General features: G+C 65.2%; 18 protein-coding genes. 11 read left to right on the top strand and 7 right to left on the bottom strand.

All coding sequences use genetic code 11. The features are described from left to right. Positions 1-77 precede the first annotated feature (77 nt). The 5 genes from ACVWWQ_RS13620 to ACVWWQ_RS13640 form a co-directional block, all read right to left on the bottom strand. On the bottom strand, positions 78-788 hold the full coding sequence (locus tag ACVWWQ_RS13620; RefSeq protein ID WP_099653042.1) for a pseudouridine synthase: 711 nt from the start codon (positions 786-788) through the stop codon (positions 78-80). Positions 789-888: 100 nt separating this feature from the next. After that, positions 889-2,526 (bottom strand): ubiquinone biosynthesis regulatory protein kinase UbiB, encoded by a 1,638-nt coding sequence (gene ubiB / locus ACVWWQ_RS13625; protein WP_208321595.1) that lies wholly within the window; start codon positions 2,524-2,526, stop codon positions 889-891. 5 nt (positions 2,527-2,531) lie between these two features. Continuing rightward, a complete protein-coding gene (locus ACVWWQ_RS13630; protein ID WP_133948677.1) occupies positions 2,532-3,182 on the bottom strand; it encodes an SCP2 sterol-binding domain-containing protein in 651 nt (216 codons plus the stop codon). Positions 3,183-3,284: 102 nt separating this feature from the next. Further along, a complete protein-coding gene (trmL, locus tag ACVWWQ_RS13635) occupies positions 3,285-3,758 on the bottom strand; it encodes a tRNA (uridine(34)/cytosine(34)/5-carboxymethylaminomethyluridine(34)-2'-O)-methyltransferase TrmL (protein WP_099653039.1) in 474 nt (157 codons plus the stop codon). Positions 3,759-3,791: 33 nt separating this feature from the next. After that, the gene (locus ACVWWQ_RS13640) at positions 3,792-4,013 is read right to left on the bottom strand and encodes a hypothetical protein (RefSeq protein ID WP_133948675.1); all 222 of its coding nucleotides are present in this window, start codon (positions 4,011-4,013) and stop codon (positions 3,792-3,794) included. Positions 4,014-4,284: 271 nt separating this feature from the next. Here ACVWWQ_RS13640 and ACVWWQ_RS13645 point away from each other — a divergent pair, with 271 nt between their 5' ends. From ACVWWQ_RS13645 to pssA, 7 genes are all read left to right on the top strand, one after another. Continuing rightward, entirely contained in the window at positions 4,285-7,167 is a 2,883-nt protein-coding gene (locus ACVWWQ_RS13645) for a M16 family metallopeptidase (RefSeq protein ID WP_133948673.1), read from the top strand. A 143-nt stretch (positions 7,168-7,310) separates the two neighbouring features. Continuing rightward, the gene (locus ACVWWQ_RS13650) at positions 7,311-7,709 is read left to right on the top strand and encodes a DUF4156 domain-containing protein (RefSeq protein WP_099653036.1); all 399 of its coding nucleotides are present in this window, start codon (positions 7,311-7,313) and stop codon (positions 7,707-7,709) included. A gap of 373 nt (positions 7,710-8,082) precedes the next feature. Further along, a complete protein-coding gene (locus ACVWWQ_RS13655; protein WP_133948671.1) occupies positions 8,083-8,589 on the top strand; it encodes a MarR family transcriptional regulator in 507 nt (168 codons plus the stop codon). Positions 8,590-8,592: 3 nt separating this feature from the next. Beyond that, positions 8,593-10,698 carry an FUSC family protein gene (locus ACVWWQ_RS13660; RefSeq protein ID WP_133948669.1) on the top strand — a complete coding sequence of 702 codons (2,106 nt, stop codon included), beginning with the start codon at positions 8,593-8,595 and terminating at the stop codon, positions 10,696-10,698. Next, positions 10,688-10,888, top strand: a complete 201-nt coding sequence (locus ACVWWQ_RS13665; RefSeq protein WP_457383433.1) for a DUF1656 domain-containing protein — start codon at positions 10,688-10,690, stop codon at positions 10,886-10,888. The genes ACVWWQ_RS13660 and ACVWWQ_RS13665 overlap by 11 nt, the downstream gene beginning before the upstream one ends. A gap of 10 nt (positions 10,889-10,898) precedes the next feature. Next, a complete protein-coding gene (locus tag ACVWWQ_RS13670; RefSeq protein ID WP_133948664.1) occupies positions 10,899-11,933 on the top strand; it encodes an HlyD family secretion protein in 1,035 nt (344 codons plus the stop codon). Between the two features lie 72 nt (positions 11,934-12,005). Continuing rightward, positions 12,006-13,406, top strand: a complete 1,401-nt coding sequence (gene pssA, locus ACVWWQ_RS13675) for a CDP-diacylglycerol--serine O-phosphatidyltransferase (RefSeq protein WP_133948662.1) — start codon at positions 12,006-12,008, stop codon at positions 13,404-13,406. A gap of 49 nt (positions 13,407-13,455) precedes the next feature. Here pssA and ACVWWQ_RS13680 read toward each other — a convergent pair whose 3' ends face one another. Together ACVWWQ_RS13680 and ACVWWQ_RS13685 are read right to left on the bottom strand one after the other, a co-directional pair. Beyond that, positions 13,456-14,055: a GNAT family N-acetyltransferase gene (locus tag ACVWWQ_RS13680; protein WP_133948660.1), complete on the bottom strand. Its 600-nt coding sequence runs from the start codon at positions 14,053-14,055 to the stop codon at positions 13,456-13,458. Positions 14,056-14,075: 20 nt separating this feature from the next. Next, on the bottom strand, positions 14,076-14,282 hold the full coding sequence (locus ACVWWQ_RS13685; RefSeq protein WP_133948658.1) for a DUF465 domain-containing protein: 207 nt from the start codon (positions 14,280-14,282) through the stop codon (positions 14,076-14,078). 135 nt (positions 14,283-14,417) lie between these two features. Between ACVWWQ_RS13685 and ttcA the strand changes: the two genes are divergently transcribed. From ttcA to ACVWWQ_RS13705, 4 genes are all read left to right on the top strand, one after another. Beyond that, positions 14,418-15,278, top strand: coding sequence for a tRNA 2-thiocytidine(32) synthetase TtcA (gene ttcA / locus ACVWWQ_RS13690; protein WP_133948656.1), 861 nt, complete (start codon positions 14,418-14,420; stop codon positions 15,276-15,278). A 35-nt stretch (positions 15,279-15,313) separates the two neighbouring features. After that, on the top strand, positions 15,314-16,516 hold the full coding sequence (locus tag ACVWWQ_RS13695) for an amino acid aminotransferase (RefSeq protein WP_133948654.1): 1,203 nt from the start codon (positions 15,314-15,316) through the stop codon (positions 16,514-16,516). A gap of 171 nt (positions 16,517-16,687) precedes the next feature. Next, positions 16,688-17,605 (top strand): recombination-associated protein RdgC, encoded by a 918-nt coding sequence (locus ACVWWQ_RS13700; protein WP_099653026.1) that lies wholly within the window; start codon positions 16,688-16,690, stop codon positions 17,603-17,605. Between the two features lie 116 nt (positions 17,606-17,721). Next, positions 17,722-18,492, top strand: coding sequence for a YgjP family zinc-dependent metalloprotease (locus tag ACVWWQ_RS13705; RefSeq protein WP_133948652.1), 771 nt, complete (start codon positions 17,722-17,724; stop codon positions 18,490-18,492). The last annotated feature ends 55 nt before the right edge of the window (positions 18,493-18,547 follow it).

The following is an 18,547-nucleotide window of genomic DNA, read 5'->3' on the forward strand; positions in this document are numbered from 1 at the left end:
GCGCGAATACGTAGGAGCGGCTTCAGCCGCGATGCTCTTGGCTGATGGATCGAAGAGCATCGCGGCGGAAGCCGCTCCTACATGGGAGCGACGTCTGGCAAGGTCCAGCCGAACCGGAGGAGCAGCCTGGCATAGGCATCATCCAGCGGCGCGTCGATCGCCATGGCGAGACCGGTCAGGGGATGCGCAAAGCGCACCCGCCATGCGTGCAGCAGCATGCGGTGGCAACCAAAGTGCTGTTTGTACAGCCGGTTGTGGTCGCCGCGGCCGTGCTGGCAGTCGCCGATCACCGGATGGTGGATATGCGCCAGGTGCTTGCGGATCTGGCGGAAGCGGCCGCTCTCCGGCTCGGCCAGCACCAATGCATAGCGTTGTTGCGGATAGCGACCGAGCTCGATGGGTACCTCGATCGTGGCCAGCGTGCGGTACTGCGTGCGGGCCTCGCGGCGCGGCCCGGTTTCGCGGGATCCGGGCAATGCATAGTCGACCAGGCCTTCGCCGGGATCGGGCCAGCCACGCACCACGACCAGGTATTGCTTGTGCACGGTGCGGCCCATGAACTGCTCGCCGAGTGCGGCGGCGACGTCCTTGCTCCGGGCGACCAGCAGCACGCCGCTGGTGGCGCGGTCGAGTCGGTGGGCGAGATACACGTTGTCGCCCACCTGTTCACGCAGCAGGTCGATCAGGAATTCGTCGGCGTTGCCGACCATCTTCGAACGATGCACGGCAAGATTCGCCGGCTTGTTCACCGCGATCAGCGCGTCGTCCTGGTAGAGAATCTCGATCATGAGCCTGAAATCTGTCGTAGGAGCCCGCTCGCGGGCGATGGCTGTGATCGGGCACTCGAACAAGAGCATCGCCCGCGAGCGGGTTCCTGCCCGGGTGTGGTCAGCGGCGGGGCCAGCCGATCAGGAGGGTCAGCAGGCCGGCGGCGCCAGCGCACAACGGTGGCCAGATGCCGTGTTGCGGTGACAAGGTGCCCATCAGGATCGCGCCGATCAGCAACGTGCTGCCGAGCAGACTGCTGGCCAGAACCCGGTGCTGCCGGTGTGCGTTTTCCAGCGTCAGTTTCAGCGCGAGCGGATCGGCCAGTTGGCGTCGTTCGCCGCGACCGACCTGGCGCAGTGCATCGCGTACCAGTTCGGGAAACTGCGGTGCATCGTGCAGCCACTCCGGCAAGCGCTTGCGCACTTCGCGGAAGGTCCGCAACGGACTGTAGCGCTCGCGCAGGATGCACTTGAGCACCGGATGTGCGACTGCCCAGATGTCGATCTCCGGATCGAGCATGCGCCCGACGCCCTCGATATTGAGCAGCGTTTTCTGCAGCAGGATCAGTTGCGGCTGCAGGGTCAACTCGAAGCGGCGCGCGGTCTGGAACAGCTTCACCACCAACTCGGCCAGCGAGATCTGCGACAGCGGACGGGTGAAGTAGGGTTCGCACACCGTGCGCACCGCCGCCTCCAGCTCATCCAGCCGCACATCGGACGGCATCCAGCCGGCGGCCACGTGAAGTTGCGCGATGCGCGCGTAGTCGCGTTCAAACAAGGCTATGAAGTTCTGCGCCAGCCAGTACTGGTCGGCTTCGGGCAGCGAACCCATGATGCCGAAATCCAGCGCGATGAAGCGTGGCTCGCCGGTGCGCGCGGGATCGACCCAGATGTTGCCGGGGTGCGCGTCGGCGTGGAAGAAATTGTCGCGGAACACCTGCTCGTAAAACACCCGAACGCCCTTGATCGCGAGTGCCTTGCGATCGAGCCCGGCCGCGTCGATCGCGGCGATGTCGTCACTGCTGAGGCCGTACACGCGCTCCAGTGTCAGCACGCGGGTGGCGGTCAGGTCCCAGTGCACTTCAGGCACATACAGGTCCACGCCACTGACAAAGTTGCGCTTGAGCAGGCTGGCACTGGCGCCTTCGCGCTGCAGATCCAGTTCGTTCCCCAGCATTTTCTCGACTTCGGCGACCACTTCCAGTGGACGGATCTTGTCCGCATTGGGGTGCCAGCGCTGGGCCAGTTCGCCGAGCGAGCGCAGCAGTTTCACGTCACGGGCGATCTGCGCGTCGATGCCCGGTCGCAGCACTTTCACCACCACTTCGCGACCGTCGTGAAGGGTGGCGGCGTGGACTTGGGCGATCGAGGCAGAGGCCAGCGGGACTTCGTCGAATTGGGCGTACAGACGGCCAATCGGAAACTTCAGTTCCTGCTCGACGATCGCGCGGGCCTCGGTACCGGGGAACGGCGCGACCTGGTCCTGCAGCAGTGCCAGCTCATCGGCGATGTCGGCCGGCACCAGATCGCGGCGGGTCGACAGCACCTGGCCAGCCTTGACGAAGATCGGCCCCAAGTCGGTCAGTGCATGGCGCAGACGCGCGCCACGCGTCAAGCCGCGGATGTCGACGCGCGGCTTGGCGACCAGCGGTCGCAGCCATTTCAGCGGGCGATACAGATGCGCCGCGTCGACCAGTTCGTCGAGCCGGTATGCCAGCAATACCGAGGCGACCCGCAGCAGCCGGGGAACCACCTTCAGCGGCGTCATGCGGCGTTGCCCTGCATGCGCCGCATCAATCGTTGCACGCGTGATTCCAGCCGGTCGCTGCGCTCGCGCAGTTCGTCCACGCCGTCGAGGAAGCCTTCGACTTCGCCCGGAGCCATCGCCACGCGGGCTTCGTCGCGCAACCAGTCAGCCGTGTCTTCGGTCAGATGGCTGGCGGATTCGCGGGCATGGCTGAGACCCTTGCGTACGGCGCTGGCCAGCGGCACGCCGAGCACGTCGCCGAAGGTGCGCTCGAACGCCTCCTCAAAGTCGGGAGCGAACTTGCTGGCCAGTTTTTCCAACCGGCGGGCCAGTTCGGCGTCACCGGCGATCTCCACCTTGCCCGGCGCAATGCCGTCGTCGTCGCGGCGGAACATCATCGCCAGCAGGCTGCCCGGCGTGGCGGCCACCTTGAGCTGGCTGTCGTCCTGCGGGGGACCGACCTTGAGGTGCGCGTCCTCCACGGTGATGGCGAGCGCGATTTCCGGACCGCGAACGTGCAACTGCACGCTGCGCCCGTTCAACGCGGCCAGCTTTTGCCGTGTGTCCGGATCCAGTGACAAGGTGTGGTTCAGCGCGGTTTCCAGCGCACGGCCGGCAAGCTTGCGCAGCGGTTGCGGCAACCAGGAGTTGGGGGAGGCAGCATTCATCCGCCGATTGTAGCCGTGCCGACCGCTGACTGTAGGAGCTCGCTGGCGGACGATGCTTTGCTCTGGACCCCGCGGGACGACGCATCGCCCGCCAGCGGCCTCCTACGGGTTTTGGGCGGCACCGGGAAAGCCGAGCTGACGCCATGCCTCGTAAACCGCCACGGCGACGGTGTTCGACAGGTTCAGGCTGCGGCTGTCCGGGCACATCGGCAGGCGCAGGCGTTGCGCCGCTGGAATGGTATCCAGCACCTCGCCTGGCAGGCCGGCGGTTTCGCAGCCGAACAACAAGGCATCGCCATCGGCGAAGCGGGCGTCGACATGGGCAACGCGGCCGCGCGTGGTGAAGGCGAAGACGCGCGGCGCTCCGATCACGGCAAGGCAGCTCGCCAGGTCATCGTGTACCGCCAGCCGGGCGTACTCGTGATAGTCGAGCCCGGCGCGGCGCAACCGGGTGTCGTCCAGCTCGAAGCCCAGTGGGCGAATCAGATGCAACGCGGCGCCGGTGTTCGCGCACAGGCGAATCACGTTGCCGGTATTGGGCGGGATCTCGGGATTGAACAGGATGACGTGAAGCATCCGTCCATTATCACCTGTCAGCGTGTTCCGAACTCAACCATTCAGCGCGGGCACGTTGTCGATGTGCGGGCAGATCACCCCGTCGGCCGGCAGCGCGCAGCTGCTCGGCGCGGCCAGCAGGATCATGCCGATATGGCTGCCGCTGGCCAATTGCACGGAGGCTGGCGTGGTGGTGAGCATCGCGCCGAAGATCAGGCCGCATACCGTCAGGCAGGCGATGAACAGGCAGCGCAACATCAAGGTTTCAAATTTCATGAGCTTGTCTCCGACGAATGGGAAGAGTCCCTGCAATGGACTAAGAGCAATCCGCGTGCCAACGGTTGCAGCGGCGCCAAGTCATTGATTTCACGGCAGCGTCACGCGCTGACCTTGGCGCAGGGCTTGTCCGCGGACACTGTCGGCGACCGCGAACGGACAGCTGGGCGGATCTGCGGACAGCGGCTGTCGACCATGCCGCAAGTCATTTGCGGCACCTGTCGCGCGCCGTTACCTTGTGGAGACTTATCCGTGAAACAGGAGGTTCACCGTGACAAAGAAACCACTCGCCCTGCTGATTGCCGGCGCGCTCACCCTTGCTGGCGGCGTGCCAATGGCTTGGGCGGCCCCGGACACCACTCCCGCGGCCACGTCCGCCGCTTCGTCCTCGCAGCAGATCCCGGAGTTGGCTTACAGCCGCTTCACCCTGCCGAACGGCCTGACCGTGGTGGTGCATGAAGACCACAAGGCGCCCGTGGTGGCGGTCAGCGTGTGGTATCACGTCGGTTCCTCCTATGAGCCGAAGGGCAAGACCGGTTTCGCGCATCTGTTCGAGCACCTGATGTTCCAGGGCTCGGAGAACCACAAGGACGAATACTTCAAGCCGTTCGAGCTGGCCGGTTCCACCGACCAGAACGGCACCACCTGGCTGGATCGCACCAACTACTTCGAGACGGTTCCCACCAGCGCGCTGGACATGGCGTTGTGGATGGAATCGGACCGCATGGGCCATCTGCTGGGTGCGATCGGCAAGCCGCAACTCGATGAGCAGCGCGGCGTGGTGCAGAACGAGAAGCGCCAGGGCGAGAACCAGCCTTATGGTCGTGCCAGCGAGCTGATCCAGGCCGAGGCCTTTCCGGCCAATCATCCCTACCACCACGACACCATCGGCTCGATGGATGACTTGAACGCCGCCTCGCTCGGCGACGTCAAGCAGTGGTTCCGCGACTACTACGGCGCGGCGAACACGGTGGTGGTGCTGTCCGGCGACATCACCCCGGCGATCGCGAAAGAGAAGATGCTGAAATATTTCGGCGACATCGCCGCCGGGCCGCAGGTGCCGCGCCCGCAGCCGTGGATCGCCGCGCGCGACAGCTCCACCCCCGGCACCATGACCGACAACGTGGCGCAGACCCGCATCTATCGCGAATGGAACGTGCCCGGTCGCGGCAGCAGTGACGAAAATCTGCTGGAACTGGCCGCCGCCGTGCTGGGCGGCAGCAAGACGTCGCGGCTGTATCAGCGGCTGGTCTACCGGGACGAGCTGGCCGACGACGTGTCGGTGGATGTGGACCAGCACGTGCTGGCCAGCATGTTCGAGCTGCAGGTGGACGTGAAGAAAGGCGTCGACCCGAAGAAGGTCGAGGCCGCGATTGCCGACGAATGGCAGAAATTCCTCAAGAACGGTCCCACTGCCGACGAGCTGGCGCGGGTGAAGACCGAAACGCGTGCTTCCTTCGTGCGCGGGCTGGAGAAGGTCAACACGCAGGCGTCGATCCTTGCCCAGGGTCAGCTGTACCACGGTGACCCGGGCCAGTATCTGAAAGACTTCAACGAACTGATGGCGGCCACGCCGGCCAGCGTCAAGGCGGTGGCCGACAAGTGGATCGCCAGGGGCGACTACACGCTGACCGTGGTGCCGGGCAAGGTGGAAGACACCGACACGGCGAAGATGGAAGGTCGCGCCGCCGCCCCGGGCGCACCGGCGCCGGTGCTTTCAGCCAAGGGCGACTACAAGACCGTGGCCAGCGATGTCGATCGCAGCAAGGGCGTGCCCGTGGTCAGCAGCTTCCCCGACCTGAGCTTCCCGACGCTGGAACGCGGCAAGCTGGACAACGGCGTGGAAGTGATCCTGGCCGAGCGGCACACGGTTCCGGCGGTGCAGATGCAGTTGCTGTTCAACGCCGGCTATGCGGCTGACCAGGGACACAAGCTGGGCACCTCCAGCTTCACCATGTCGATGCTCGACGAAGGCAGCAAGAACCTGGACTCGGTCGAGATCGCCACGCGCAAGCAGCGCCTTGGCGCGATCATCGCCAGCGGTTGCGGGCTGGATTACTGCAGCGCGTCGCTCAATGCGCTCGACGACCAGCTCAAGCCCTCGCTCGACCTGTTTGCGGACATCGTGCGCAACCCGGCCTTCCGCGAGGCGGACATCAGTCGTCTGCGCGGCCAGTGGCTGGCCGGCATCGCCCAGGAAAAGAGCCAGCCCACCGGCATCGCGTTGCGCACCCTGCCGCCGCTGCTGTATGGCAAGGGTCACGCCTACGCGATCCCGTTTACCGGCACAGGTACCGAAGCGTCGATCAACTCGCTGACCGCCGGCGACATGCGTGCGTTCATGGGCGATTTCATCCGCCCGGACAACATGAAGATCCTGGTCGCCGGCGATACCACGCTGGACAAGATCATTCCGCAGTTGAACGCCGCATTCGGGAACTGGAAGGCACCCGCCGGCAAGATCCCGGCAAAGAACATCGGCAAGGTCGCGGCGCCTGATCAGGTGCGCGTGTTCCTGGTCGATCGTCCCGGAGCCCAGCAGAGCCTGATCCTGGCCGGCAGCCTGGCACCGTCCACCGAAGCGCCGAATGATCTGGAAATCCAGACCATGAATGGGGCTTTCGGCGGCACCTTCACCTCGCGTCTCAACATGAACCTGCGCGAGGACAAGCACTGGGCTTACGGTGCCTTCAGTTTCCTGCGTCCGGCCGTGGGCCAGCGCCCGTTCATGCTGTATGCGCCGGTGCAGACCGACAAGACCGCACCGTCGGTCGAGGAAATGCTCAAGGAAGCCAAGGGCGTGATCGGCGACAAGCCGCTGACCGCAGCTGAGATCAGCAAGGTCAAGGTCGGCGACGTGCGCAGCATGCCGGGTCAGTACCAGACCACCTCGGCGGTGATGGGTGCGATGCAGGGCATCGTCCAGTACAACCGCCCGGACGACTATGTGCAGACCCTGAAGTCGCGCATCGAAAGCCAGACCGACGTCTCCGTCGAAGCGGCGGCGAAGGAGATCATCCACCCGAACCAGTTGACCTGGGTGATCGTGGGCGACCTCGCGAAGATCGAGTCGCCGATCCGCGCGTTGAAGCTCGGCAAGGTGCAGGTGCTCGATGCCGATGGCAAGCCGGTGGCGGACAAGCCGGCCAAGTGACCAGCAGTGTGGCATCGGCATGAACCGACGCCACACTTCGCTTCCGCCATGGCGGAAGCGTTCGCGTCGCCGAGTTACGATGGGGGCCGGGCCGCAAGGTCCGGCCTCCTTTTGTCCCCGAAGTCACTGTTGCGGAGCCATCCATGCGCAAGACCCTGTTGTTGTTCGTTCCCGTGTTGTTGCTGAGCGCCTGCAGTTGGGGCATCACCATGGATCCGGCGGCGAAGAACGTGCGCACCGCCTGGAGCGGCGATGTGTCTGCCTGTCGTGACCTGGGCAAGGTCACGGTGTCGGTGATGGATCACGTCGGCCCGGTTGACCGGAACGACATCACCGTGCGTGACGAGCTGGAAGTACTGGCCCGCAATGAGGCGGCCAAGATGCATGCCGACACGATCAAGCCATTGGCCGAACCCAGCGCGGGCTCGCAGCCGTGGGGCGCGTATCAGTGCGGCAGTCATGTGCCGACAAGCCGGACTGCACCCGTCAAGCCGGCGGCTTCCACGCCGGGCGATGCGCAGACCTTCCCGATCCAGCATTGACCGGCTTGTAGCCGGGTACGGCGAGTGCTTGCCGGCATCCTGATGGTCTCCCCCGCCGGGTAGCTGGCCATGGGCCAGCCATGCCGCCGAAGGTTTTCGGCGGCTCCGCATCGTTTGGCGTGACCATGCCCCGGCCAGGAACAGCCTCGCGAACCGCGAGCGCTGACGGGTTTTCGGGCGTCGCTCCCGATCCCTTCCGCCACTTCCGGGGTACAAACCCATCCTTCCCCGGGCGCCCTGCAGCGCCCGGTCGTCTTTGCGTGCGCGAGCGCGACATGCCGCCCCATCGCATCAGCAGGCTTGCCCCCGTGCTGTGGCAGGCATAGAATACATAAGCATATAGTACATAAATATATTACATACACGACATCCAATGACCGAGCATTCGAGCAGTTTCCTTCCCACCGAGCAGCGCCTGGCGATCACCTGTCAGCGCCATCCCGTCTTTCCCCGCGAGCCGGCGGTGCTGGTGCGGTTGGTCAAACATGTCTACAAGCGTGTGCACGACGATGCGAACGCCACGCTCAAGCCGTGGGGCATCAATCATCCCGAATACAACCTGCTGATGATGCTGTACGGCACCGAGGGCTACACCCTGAATCCCTCGCAGCTGGCAGAAGCCGCCGGCGAGAAATCCGCCAACATCACGCGGCTGACCAACGAGTTGTGCGATAAGCAGCTGATCGAGCGCACCGCGGATGAAGGCGATCGACGCAAGGTGACGCTTACCCTCACCCGGGCGGGCGTGGCGATGATTGAAAGTTTTCTGCCGGACATCTGCGCCCTGCTGGAGCGGCAGACCGCTGGCTTGCTGGCACGCGACATGGCGCAGCTGGAAAAGCTGTTGAAGAAATTCCTGGATCAACTCGAGCGGGCCTGATCGATGTCCGTCACCACCATGCATTCCGAGCAGGCGCCGTCGCGGTGGCCTTGGCTGGCGGACTTTCTCGCCGGTGAGTCGCGCGCATGGATTTTTGTCGGCAAGTCGCTGCTGGCGATCTATCTGGCCGCGTGGCTGGCGATGTGGCTGCAACTGGAGCAGCCGGCGACCACGATGATCACGGTGGCCATCGTGATCCATCCGCACAGCGGCATGGTGCTGGCGAAGAGCTTCTATCGGGTGATCGGCACGCTGTGTGGCAGCCTTTGCGGGTTGCTGCTGCTGTCATTGTTTCCGCAGCAGCGGGAGCTGTTCCTGCTCAGCCTGTCCGCGTGGGTGGCGTTGTGTGCGGGCGGGGCGATGCTGTATCGCAACTTCATGTCATACGGTTTCGTGCTGGCGGGTTACACCGCTGCGATCGTGTCCTTGCCGGCGATCAGCCAGCCGCTGGGCGTATTCGACTCCGCCGTGATGCGGGTGAGCGAGGTGTTGCTGGGCATCGTGGTGGCCGCGGTGATCAGCGACCTGGTCTTTCCGGAGCGGCTGCGGCTGATCTTGCGGCAGAGTGCGCGGGCCCAGTTTGCCAAGTTCATTGACTTCGTGCGGGGCAGTACCGGCGGCGGCATTCCGCGCGCACAAATGGAACAGGCGCACCTGGCGTCGGTCCGCGCCGCCGTGGGTCTGGAAGATCTGCGTGCCTCGGTGATCTTCGAGGATCCCGAAGTGCACGCGCGCAGCACGCGCATGCGCCTGCTCAACCAGCGCTACATGGCGGCGTCGACCAGCTTCCAGTCGCTGCACCACCTGATCAACCGCTTGCAGCGCCGCGGCCGCGCCGCCGTGGCGGAGGCACTGATCGCGCTGTACCGTCCGATCGGCGACGCACTCACCACGGAGCCGGCCCAGCAACATGATCCGGCGGTACTGGCTGCACGTCTCGCCGAGTGTCTGGACACACTGGCGGTCAGCGCCCAGTCGGCGCGCGCCCTGTTTGACGATCAGTCCCAGCGCCTTGAGTTCGATACCGGTGCCGCCCTCCTGCTGCGTTTCGCCGGCGAACTGCGCGACTTCACGCTCACCGAGGATTCGCTGCGCGGCAAGCAGTTGCGCGGCAGCGTGGACCGCGTGCATTTCCGTCGCGGCAACGACTGGGCCGGTGCCGCGGTGGCGGTGCTGCGCACCTTTCTCACCATGGCCTCGCTGAGCATCTTCTGGATTGCCAGCAGCTGGAGCTATGGCGCCAGTGCGATGTTGCTGGCGACGATCTTCAGTGGTCTGCTGGCCGCCTCGCCGAACCCGATCGGCGCGGCCGCGCATACGGCACAGGGTTATGTGGCGGGCATGCTTGCCGCCTTTATCGTGGTGTTCGTGCTGCTGCCGGGCAGCGACGGTTTCGCGATGCTGCTGGCAGCCAGCGCCGGGCTGATGGCGATTGGCCCCTATCTGAGAACGCGGGACACCCTGCCGGGTGTCGGCGCAGGTTACATGCTCGGTTTCGTCTATATCCTGGCGCTGAAGAATCCGATGGTTTACGACCCGGTCCACTTCTTCAACGAGGCGATCGCGCAGGTGGCGGGCCTGGGCCTGGCGGGCGTGGCGTTCATGATCCTGCCGGCGGTGACGGGAACGGGTTGGCAGCGTTCGCGCCAGCTTCGGCGTCTGCGCGGACAGGTGACGCTGGCGGCGACCGAGCCGCTGCCTGGGCTGGCATACCGTTTTGAAAGTGTCAGCCGCGACCTGTTCCAGCAGGTGGTGACGCATACCAAACCGGGCAGCGAGGAATCCCGCAACCTGCTGGCGTGGAGCCTTGCCGTGCAGGAGAGTGGTCGGGCGGTGCTGGAATTGCGCCAGGAGCTGGCCGGCGGCGCCCTCGCGCCGTCGACCCGCGACGCGGCAACGGCGGCGGTGGAAGCGGTCGCGCAGCTGTACCAACAGCCGGACGCGACCCGGTGGCAGGACGCGGAGCGGAAGATCAGCGAGGCGATCGCGGCGGCCGCGAATGATCGCTCCGTGCGCTTGCATCTCTATCAATTGCTCAGCGCGCTGCGTGACGACGAGTCGCCGCTGGCCAGCTACATCACGTCCCCGGAGGCCATCGGTGTCCTATGAAATTTCCTTCCACGGCGTGCTGCTGCCCGGCTTGCTGGTGGTGTTCATCGGCTGTCTGCTGCTGATGGTATTGCTGGATCTCGTGGTCGGCCGGCTCGGTTTGTATCGCCATGTCTGGCATCCCTCTCTGTTCCGGCTCGCCTTGTTTGTATGTCTGTTCGGCGCGGCCGGACTGTTGCTGTTTCCCTGAAGTCATCCTCATGAAAATCCAGTCATTGCTGCGTCTCCTGATCACCACCGTCGTGGTGGTGCTTGCCGTGCTGCTTGGCCACGCGCTGTGGAAGCACTATCTGTATTCGCCTTGGACGCGCGACGGTCGCGTGCGGGCCGAGGTGGTGCGGGTGGCACCGGACGTGTCGGGACTGGTCACCCGCGTGGCCGTCATCGACAACCAGCTGGTGCACAAGGGCGACGTCTTGTTTGCCATCGATCCGGCCCGCTTCAGCAATGCGCTGGCGCAAGCGCAGGCCAATCTCGACGCGACCGAGGCCAGCGCGCGCGCGGCCGGCGCCAGCATTGGTTCCGCCCTTGCCGCGGCCAATGCGCGGAAAGCCGAGTACGAGATGTACCAGGAGCAGGCCAGGCGCCGTCAGCAACTGGGAGACCTGATCGCGAAGGAGGATCGCAACGACGCGGTCTCCACCGCCAACTCCGCGCGTGCCACCTGGCAACAGGCCAAGGCCGGTGGCAGCCAGGCCGATGCGGCGCGCGAGCAGGCGCAGGCCGCCGTCGAGCAGGCGCGGGTCGAGCTGGATCTGGCGAAATTGAACCTGCAGCGAACGGAGGTGCGTGCTCCGGTGGATGGCTATGTCACCAACCTGGATGTCCGCGTGGGCGACTACGCGGCGGCTGGCAGTGCGCGCCTGGCTCTGGTCGACAACCACAGCTATTACATCTACGGCTATTTCGAGGAAACCAAGCTGCCGCAGCTGCGCGTGGGCGATCCGGTCGACATCCGGCTGATGGCTGGCGGCGTGCATCTGAAGGGCACGATCAGCGGCATCGCCCACGGCATCACTGACAGCGACAATCCGACCGGCAGCGACCTGCTTGCCGACGTGAATCCGACGTTCAGCTGGGTGCGTCTGGCCCAGCGGGTCCCGGTGCGCATTGCGATCGACAGCCACAGCCTGCCTGATGGCACCTTGCTCGCCGCCGGCATGACCGCGACGATCGAGGTGCAGCCACGCCTGTCATCGCGCAGCGAGCGGGAGCCCGCCGCCAACGGTGGCTGACGGGACGTTCTCGTGGGTAGGCGCTTCCCGCGCCGTTTGCGATGATGGGCGTTGTCACTCATTGTCGTGCCCATGAACAAACTGATTTCCGCCCCCGGCCGCATCGCGCGGCGCATGTTGCCGTTCCCGCGCAAGCGCAAGCCGGGTCTGCTGCCGGATGCGTTGCCGTTTTTCGCGGTGCCAGCCGATGCCATTCGTGTCCTGCCCGATCCGGTGGCTTTCCGGCAGGCCGTGCTGCGGCACATCGAGCAAGCCACCCGGCGCATCGTGATCGTGACGCTGTACCTGCAGGATGACGATGCGGGCCGCGAGGTGCTCGACGCACTGTATGCGGCAAAGGCGCGCGCGCCTGACCTGCGGATTTCCGTGTTCGTCGACTGGCACCGCGCGCAGCGCGGCCTGATCGGCAAACAGAAGAGCGAAGGCAACGCGGGGATGTATCGCGAGTATGCCCGGCGGCTCGGTCCCGGCGTCGACATTTACGGCGTGCCGGTGCAGACCCGCGAGTTGTTCGGTGTCTTGCACCTGAAAGGCTTCGTGATCGATGACGCCGTGCTGTACAGCGGGGCCAGTCTCAATGATGTCTATCTGGCGCGGCATGAGCGCTACCGACTTGACCGGTATCACTTGCTGCAACACGCGGGCCTGGCCGACGCGATGGCAGGTTTCGTGGACACCTGCTTCATCGGCAGCGACGCGGTGCGGCGCCTGAACGTGACGGAAGTGCCGTCGACCAAGTCACTGCAGCCGGCGATCCGTGATTTCCGCCAGACCCTGCAGCAGGCCAGCTACCAGGTGCCGTTCCCGGCCTTGCCCGAGGGCGCGGTGGCGGTAACGCCGCTGCTGGGCTTCGGTCGCGGCGACAACACGCTGAACGAGGCGCTGCTCGGGCTTTTGCGCGGCACGCGCGAGCGGCTGATCGTGCTGACGCCTTATTTCAACTTGCCGCGGCCGGTGCGCGTGGTACTGGGGCAACTGTTGCGCCGTGGCTGCCGCATCGACATCCTGGTCGGTGACAAGACCGCCAACGACTTCTACATCCCGCCGGGCGAGCCGTTCAAGACCATCGGCTTGCTGCCCTACCTCTACGAAAACAACCTGCGCCGCTTCGCGCGGGCGCACCGGCGGCAGATCGAAAGTGGCCAACTCAACCTGCATCTGTGGCGCGACGGCGACAACAGCTACCACCTGAAGGGCTTGTTGATCGACGACGACGTGGCCGTGCTTACCGGCAACAACCTCAATCCGCGGGCGTGGTCGCTGGATCTCGAAAACGGGCTGGTGCTGCGCGATCCGTCACACCTGTTGCAGGCGAAACACGACGCGGAATGGGCTGCGCTGCGCCAGCACGCCACGCGGCTGGCCGACTACCATGCGCTGGAAAGTCCGCGGCACTATCCGCCGGAAGTGCGCAAGCTGCTGAAGCGACTCAAGCGCACCCAACTCGACCGTCTGCTGAATCGCCTGCTGTAGGCGCACCCTCTGCGGCAACGGGCTTGGTCGCGGGCCGACAGTGCCTGCTTTACGACGCAGCCAGCCGGTTCAGTCGCATGCTCAGCCAGTTCGCCACGTTCGGCCATTCATCGGCGAGGATGCTGAAACACACCGTGTTGCGCAGGCTGCCATCCACGCGCCGCTTGTGCGCGCGCAATACGCCTTCGCGCTGCGCGCCCAGTCGCTCGATCGCGCGTTGTGAATCCTCGTTCATTTCATCGGTGTGGAAGGCCACCGCGACGCAACCCAGGGTTTCGAAAGCGTGCTCCAGCAGCAGGCGTTTGCAGGCCGTGTTGAGATGGCTTTTCTGCCAGCGTCTGGCGTACCAGGTGTAACCGATGGCCAGTCGGGGCAGCGCGGCGTCGATCTCGTAGTAACGGCTGGTACCGACGATATCGCCGCTGCGGACCTCGCGCACCGCGAATGGCAACATGTGGCCTTCGGCCTGGCCCTGCAGCGCCTTTGCCAAGTAATCCCGGGCCTGGCCCGGGGCCGGGACGCTGGTGACCTGCAGCTTCCACAGCTCGCCATCGGCAGCGGCCGCTTCCAGCGCCGGCACGTGATCGAGGCACAGCGGCTCCAGCACGACATGATCGTCATGCAACCGGATCGGGGCAAACGCGGTCATCGGATTTCCAGGCAAGGGATTCAGGCGTCGAGGTCGGGGATCAGCTTGCTTTCGAGCCGCGCGATGTGATCCTTCAGCAGCAGCTTGCGCTTCTTCAGTCGGGTCAGTTGCAACTCGTCGCGGCCGATGGCCGAGGCGAACTGATTGATCGCGATGTCGAGGTCGCGGTGTTCCATCCGCAACTCCGCGAGCACATGAACGATTTCAGCGTGATCCTGGACCTGCATGATGGCAATGAGGCTGGGCGGCGATCCACCAAGTGTAGCGCCGTTTGACACCCTGTTTTATGGCCGTGACCTGGTCGTTCGGCCCGGAAACAGCCGGACCGTTACAATGGAGGGCCCCGTTCCCGATCGGTCGTCATGCCCGTGCCGTTACAGATCACCCGCCCTCCCGCTGCCGACAGCGGCAAGCTGGCTCGCCGCCTGCGCCGCCAGGTGGGGCAGGCCGTGGGCGATTTCGGCATGATCGAGGACGGCGACAAGGTGATGGTGTGCCTGTCCGGCGGCAAGGATTCGTACACGCTGCTCGACCTGCTGCTGCAGTTGCAGGCGAAGGCGCCGGTGCGTTTCGAGCTGATCGCGGTGAACCTGGACCAGAAGCAGCCGGACTTTCCCGAACACGTGCTGCCGGATTACCTGACGGCGCGTGGCGTGCCGTTCCACATCATCGAGCAGGACACCTACAGCACGGTGACCCGCGTGATTCCGGCCGGCAAGACCATGTGCAGCCTGTGCTCGCGGCTGCGGCGCGGGGCGCTGTACGCCTGGGCGGCGGCCAACGGCATCAGCAAGATCGCACTGGGTCATCATCGCGATGACATCCTCGCCACGTTCTTCCTGAACATGTTCTACCAGGCGCAGCTGAAGGCGATGCCGCCGAAGCTGCGTTCGGACGATGGCCGCCACGTGGTGATCCGCCCGCTGGCGTATTGCCGCGAGGACGACATCGCCGAGTACGCCGCGCAGCAGCAGTTTCCGATCATTCCCTGCAACCTGTGCGGCTCGCAGGACAACCTGCAGCGTCAGGCGGTGCGGCGCATGCTGGCGGACTGGGAATTGCAACAACCCGGGCGCAGCGAGAATATCTTTCGTTCGCTGACTCATGTGTCACCCTCGCAACTGGCCGATCGGCAGTTGTTCGACTTCAACTTCGGTGCGTCACCTGTCGCGACCGACTGGCCGGCCGACGCGGCGGATGAGACGCTCATCACGCAGGCTTGAACCTTTCCTTTCCACTTCACTGTCGAGTAATTGCCGTGTCCTTCTTTGCATCCGTTGAAATGGCCCCGGGCGATCCGATCCTGGGTCTCACCGAGACGTATCTCGCCGATCCGCGACCGGGCAAGATCAATCTTGGCGTGGGCATCTACGTCGACGAACAGGGCCGCATTCCACTGTTGCCGACCGTGCACGAAGTGGAAAACGCCCTGGCCGCGGCGGCCAAGCCGCGCGGTTACCTGCCGATCGACGGCCTCGCCGCGTACAACCAGCTGACCCAGAAACTGGTGTTCGGCGCGGAGTCGCCGCTGCTGGCGGCCGGCCGCGTGGCCACCGCGCAGACCATCGGCGGCAGCGCGGCGCTGCGCGTGGCGGCTGATCTGTTGCGGCAGGTCAGCGGGCCGGGCGCGAAGATCGCGATCAGCAACCCGAGCTGGGGCAACCATCATGTGGTGTTTCGCACCGCCGGCTTCGAGTTGCTGGAATACCGCTATTACGACCCGGCCACGCACGGCCTGGATTTCGCCGGCATGCTCGAGGATCTGGGCCGGCTGGAGCCGCGCACGGTCGTGTTGCTGCATGCGTGCTGCCACAACCCGACCGGCGTCGATCTGGACGCGGCGCAGTGGCAGCAGCTGATCGAGCTGCTGAAGGAGCGCAAGCTGCTGCCGTTCATCGACATGGCCTACCAGGGCTTCGACAAGGGCACCGAGGCTGACGCCATGGCCGTGCGCCTGCTGGGTGAGTCGGGCATCGACGCCTTCGTGGTCGCCAACTCGTATTCGAAGTCGTTCTCGCTGTATGGCGAACGGGTCGGTGCGTTGTCGATGGTGGGTGTCGATCGCGACGAGGCCGCACGGCTGCAGTCGAAGATCAAGCAGGTCATTCGCACGATCTATTCCAGCCCGTCCACCCATGGTGCGGCGCTGGTGGCCGGCGTGCTGGGCAGCATTGAACTGCGCGCGCGCTGGGAGCAGGAACTGGGCGAAATGCGCGGGCGCATCCACACCATGCGCGCGGGTTTCGTCGAGAAGCTGGCCGCACTGGGCGCCCCGGATTTCGGCTTCATCAATCGCCAGGCCGGCATGTTTTCCTACTCCGGCCTGAGCAAGGCGCAGGTGCACCGGTTGCGCGACGAACACGCGATCTACGCGCTCGACAGCGGGCGCATCTGCGTGGCCGCGCTGAATCACGCCAACCTCGATGCCGTTGCGGCGGCGGTTGCTGCCGTCTGCCGCTGAGTGCTCATCACGCCCATAACGTCCCTCCACCGTTCGCCCTGAGCGCAGCGAAGCGAAGTCGAAGGGCATCGCATCGTGCCCTTCGACTTCGGCCTGTCGGCCTACGCTCAGGTTGAACGGAAAAGTCATGAAAACTCCGCCTTCGGGCGGTACCCAATATCCGGATACCGAATGTTTTTTCGCAATCTCACGCTGTTCCGCTTTTCTCCCGCCGTTGCCACCGATCTCGACCGCCTCGACGAGGCGCTGTCCGAGCATCGGCTACGCCCGTGCGGGCCGATGGAGATGTTCACCAAGGGTTTCGTGCCGCCGGTCGGCCGCGGCGAGCATGAGCCGCTGACGCATTCGGTGAAGCAATGCACCCTGCTCACCGTCGGTGGCGAGGACAAGCTGCTGCCGGCGGCGGTGATCAATGACGAACTGCATCGCAAGGTGCAGAAAATCGCCGAGGAAGAGGACCGCAAGGTCAGTGGTCGCGAGCGCAAGCGGATCAAGGAAGACCTGCTGAACGAGCTGCTGCCGCGCGCCTTCGTGCGCAATTCGCGCATGTCCGCCTATGTCGACAAGAAGAACGGCTGGCTGGTGCTGGATACCTCCAGCCGCAAGTCAGCCGAAAACGCGCTGAGTCAGGTACGCGAGGCGTTGGGCAGCTTCCCGGCCGTGCCGCTGGCGCCGGAGGAAGGCCCGCGCGTGCTGATGACCGACTGGCTGGCCACCGGCAACCTGCCGCCCGGACTGGCGCTGGGCGACGAATGCGAGCTGCGCGATCCGGCCACCGCGACCGGCGCGATCGCCCGTTGCCGTCGCCAGGATCTGGATGCCGAAGAGGTCAAGGAGCACCTGCGCAACGGCAAGCAGGTGTTCATGCTGGGTCTCACCTTCGATGAGCGGATCAGCTTCGTGCTGGGCGAAGATCTGATCATCCGCAAGCTGAAATTCCTCGACGTGGTGATGGACGAGCTGGGCGACAGCCAGCAGGACGCGCAGGCCGAGCTGGATGCGAGTTTTGCCCTGCTGACGCTGGAATTGGAGCGGTTGCTGGGCAAGCTGGAAGAGTGGTTCGGCCTGCCGCGTCCCGCCGATAGCTGAACGAGAAATCCATTCCCGTTTCACCTGTGCCCGCGCCATACTGGGAACCCCGCGGCTTTTTGGCAGCGGGGTTCCCCTTTCGATCAAGGTGAGCCCGGGCAGGCACAGGCGGAATCATGGCGCAGCATCTGGAAGGCGACTGGCTGGAACTGGCCACGGTGGGCGGCAGCCTGATCCGGGTGCTCAAGTCCGCCCATCCGCGGGCGCGCCGTTTGCGGCTGACCATCACGCCGCAAGGTGCCCGGGTGACCTATCCCGTCGGCACGCATCCGGCGCAGGTCAGCGCGTTTTTGCGTACCCACGCCGAATGGCTGGAACAGAAGCTCGATGAGCTGAACCTGATCGTCGAGCCGTTGCCGCCGCTGCGCGTCGGTTATCCGTGCACCTTTCCGCTGCGTGGCGAAACCACGGCGCTGGACTGGGCCGAGGGCGCGTACCCGAAAATCGACGCGTGTGCCGATGGAATCACCTTGGTCATTCCGCGCCCGCACACGCGCGCGCTACCGATCGCCCGCGGCTTGCTGGCCTCGCATCTGGAAGCACTGATCCGCCGCGATGTCTCGCGCTGGCTGGCCGCCTACGTACCCATGCTGGGGCTGGCGCCCACGTCATTGCGGATTCGCCCGATGAAGAGCCTGTGGGGCAGCCTGGACACGCGTGATCGCATCAATCTCGACCTGGCGCTGGCGCTGGCGCCGCCGGCCGCGCTGCGCTACGTGCTGGTACACGAGTTGTGCCATCTGAAGGTGCGCAATCACTCGCCGCGGTTCTGGGCGCAGGTGGAAAACCTGTTGCCCGGCTGGCGTGAGCAACGTGACTGGCTGCGCCAGCACGGCGCCATCCTCAAGGCGGAACTCGATCGTCTGGTCGCCGATGTGGCGGACTGAGGTTCGTCGCGCGCGGCGGCTTTGTCGCGGGCACGAGCTTCACGCCGCGCGTGGA

Source organism: Rhodanobacter sp. TND4EL1 (assembly GCF_054061035.1).

Coding starts and splice junctions, on each gene's coding strand:
- trmL (WP_099653039.1), bottom strand. CDS start 3,758: ATGCTTCACGTCATCCTGTTCAATCCCGAGATCCCGCCCAATACCGGC.
- ACVWWQ_RS13680 (WP_133948660.1), bottom strand. CDS start 14,055: ATGACCGCGTTTGCCCCGATCCGGTTGCATGACGATCATGTCGTGCTG.
- ACVWWQ_RS13700 (WP_099653026.1), top strand. CDS start 16,688: ATGTTTTTTCGCAATCTCACGCTGTTCCGCTTTTCTCCCGCCGTTGCC.
- ACVWWQ_RS13630 (WP_133948677.1), bottom strand. CDS start 3,182: ATGAATGCTGCCTCCCCCAACTCCTGGTTGCCGCAACCGCTGCGCAAG.
- ACVWWQ_RS13660 (WP_133948669.1), top strand. CDS start 8,593: ATGTCCGTCACCACCATGCATTCCGAGCAGGCGCCGTCGCGGTGGCCT.
- ACVWWQ_RS13685 (WP_133948658.1), bottom strand. CDS start 14,282: ATGCAGGTCCAGGATCACGCTGAAATCGTTCATGTGCTCGCGGAGTTG.
- ACVWWQ_RS13670 (WP_133948664.1), top strand. CDS start 10,899: ATGAAAATCCAGTCATTGCTGCGTCTCCTGATCACCACCGTCGTGGTG.
- ACVWWQ_RS13620 (WP_099653042.1), bottom strand. CDS start 788: ATGATCGAGATTCTCTACCAGGACGACGCGCTGATCGCGGTGAACAAG.
- ACVWWQ_RS13640 (WP_133948675.1), bottom strand. CDS start 4,013: ATGAAATTTGAAACCTTGATGTTGCGCTGCCTGTTCATCGCCTGCCTG.
- ACVWWQ_RS13705 (WP_133948652.1), top strand. CDS start 17,722: ATGGCGCAGCATCTGGAAGGCGACTGGCTGGAACTGGCCACGGTGGGC.
- ttcA (WP_133948656.1), top strand. CDS start 14,418: ATGCCCGTGCCGTTACAGATCACCCGCCCTCCCGCTGCCGACAGCGGC.
- ACVWWQ_RS13650 (WP_099653036.1), top strand. CDS start 7,311: ATGCGCAAGACCCTGTTGTTGTTCGTTCCCGTGTTGTTGCTGAGCGCC.
- ACVWWQ_RS13655 (WP_133948671.1), top strand. CDS start 8,083: ATGACCGAGCATTCGAGCAGTTTCCTTCCCACCGAGCAGCGCCTGGCG.
- pssA (WP_133948662.1), top strand. CDS start 12,006: ATGAACAAACTGATTTCCGCCCCCGGCCGCATCGCGCGGCGCATGTTG.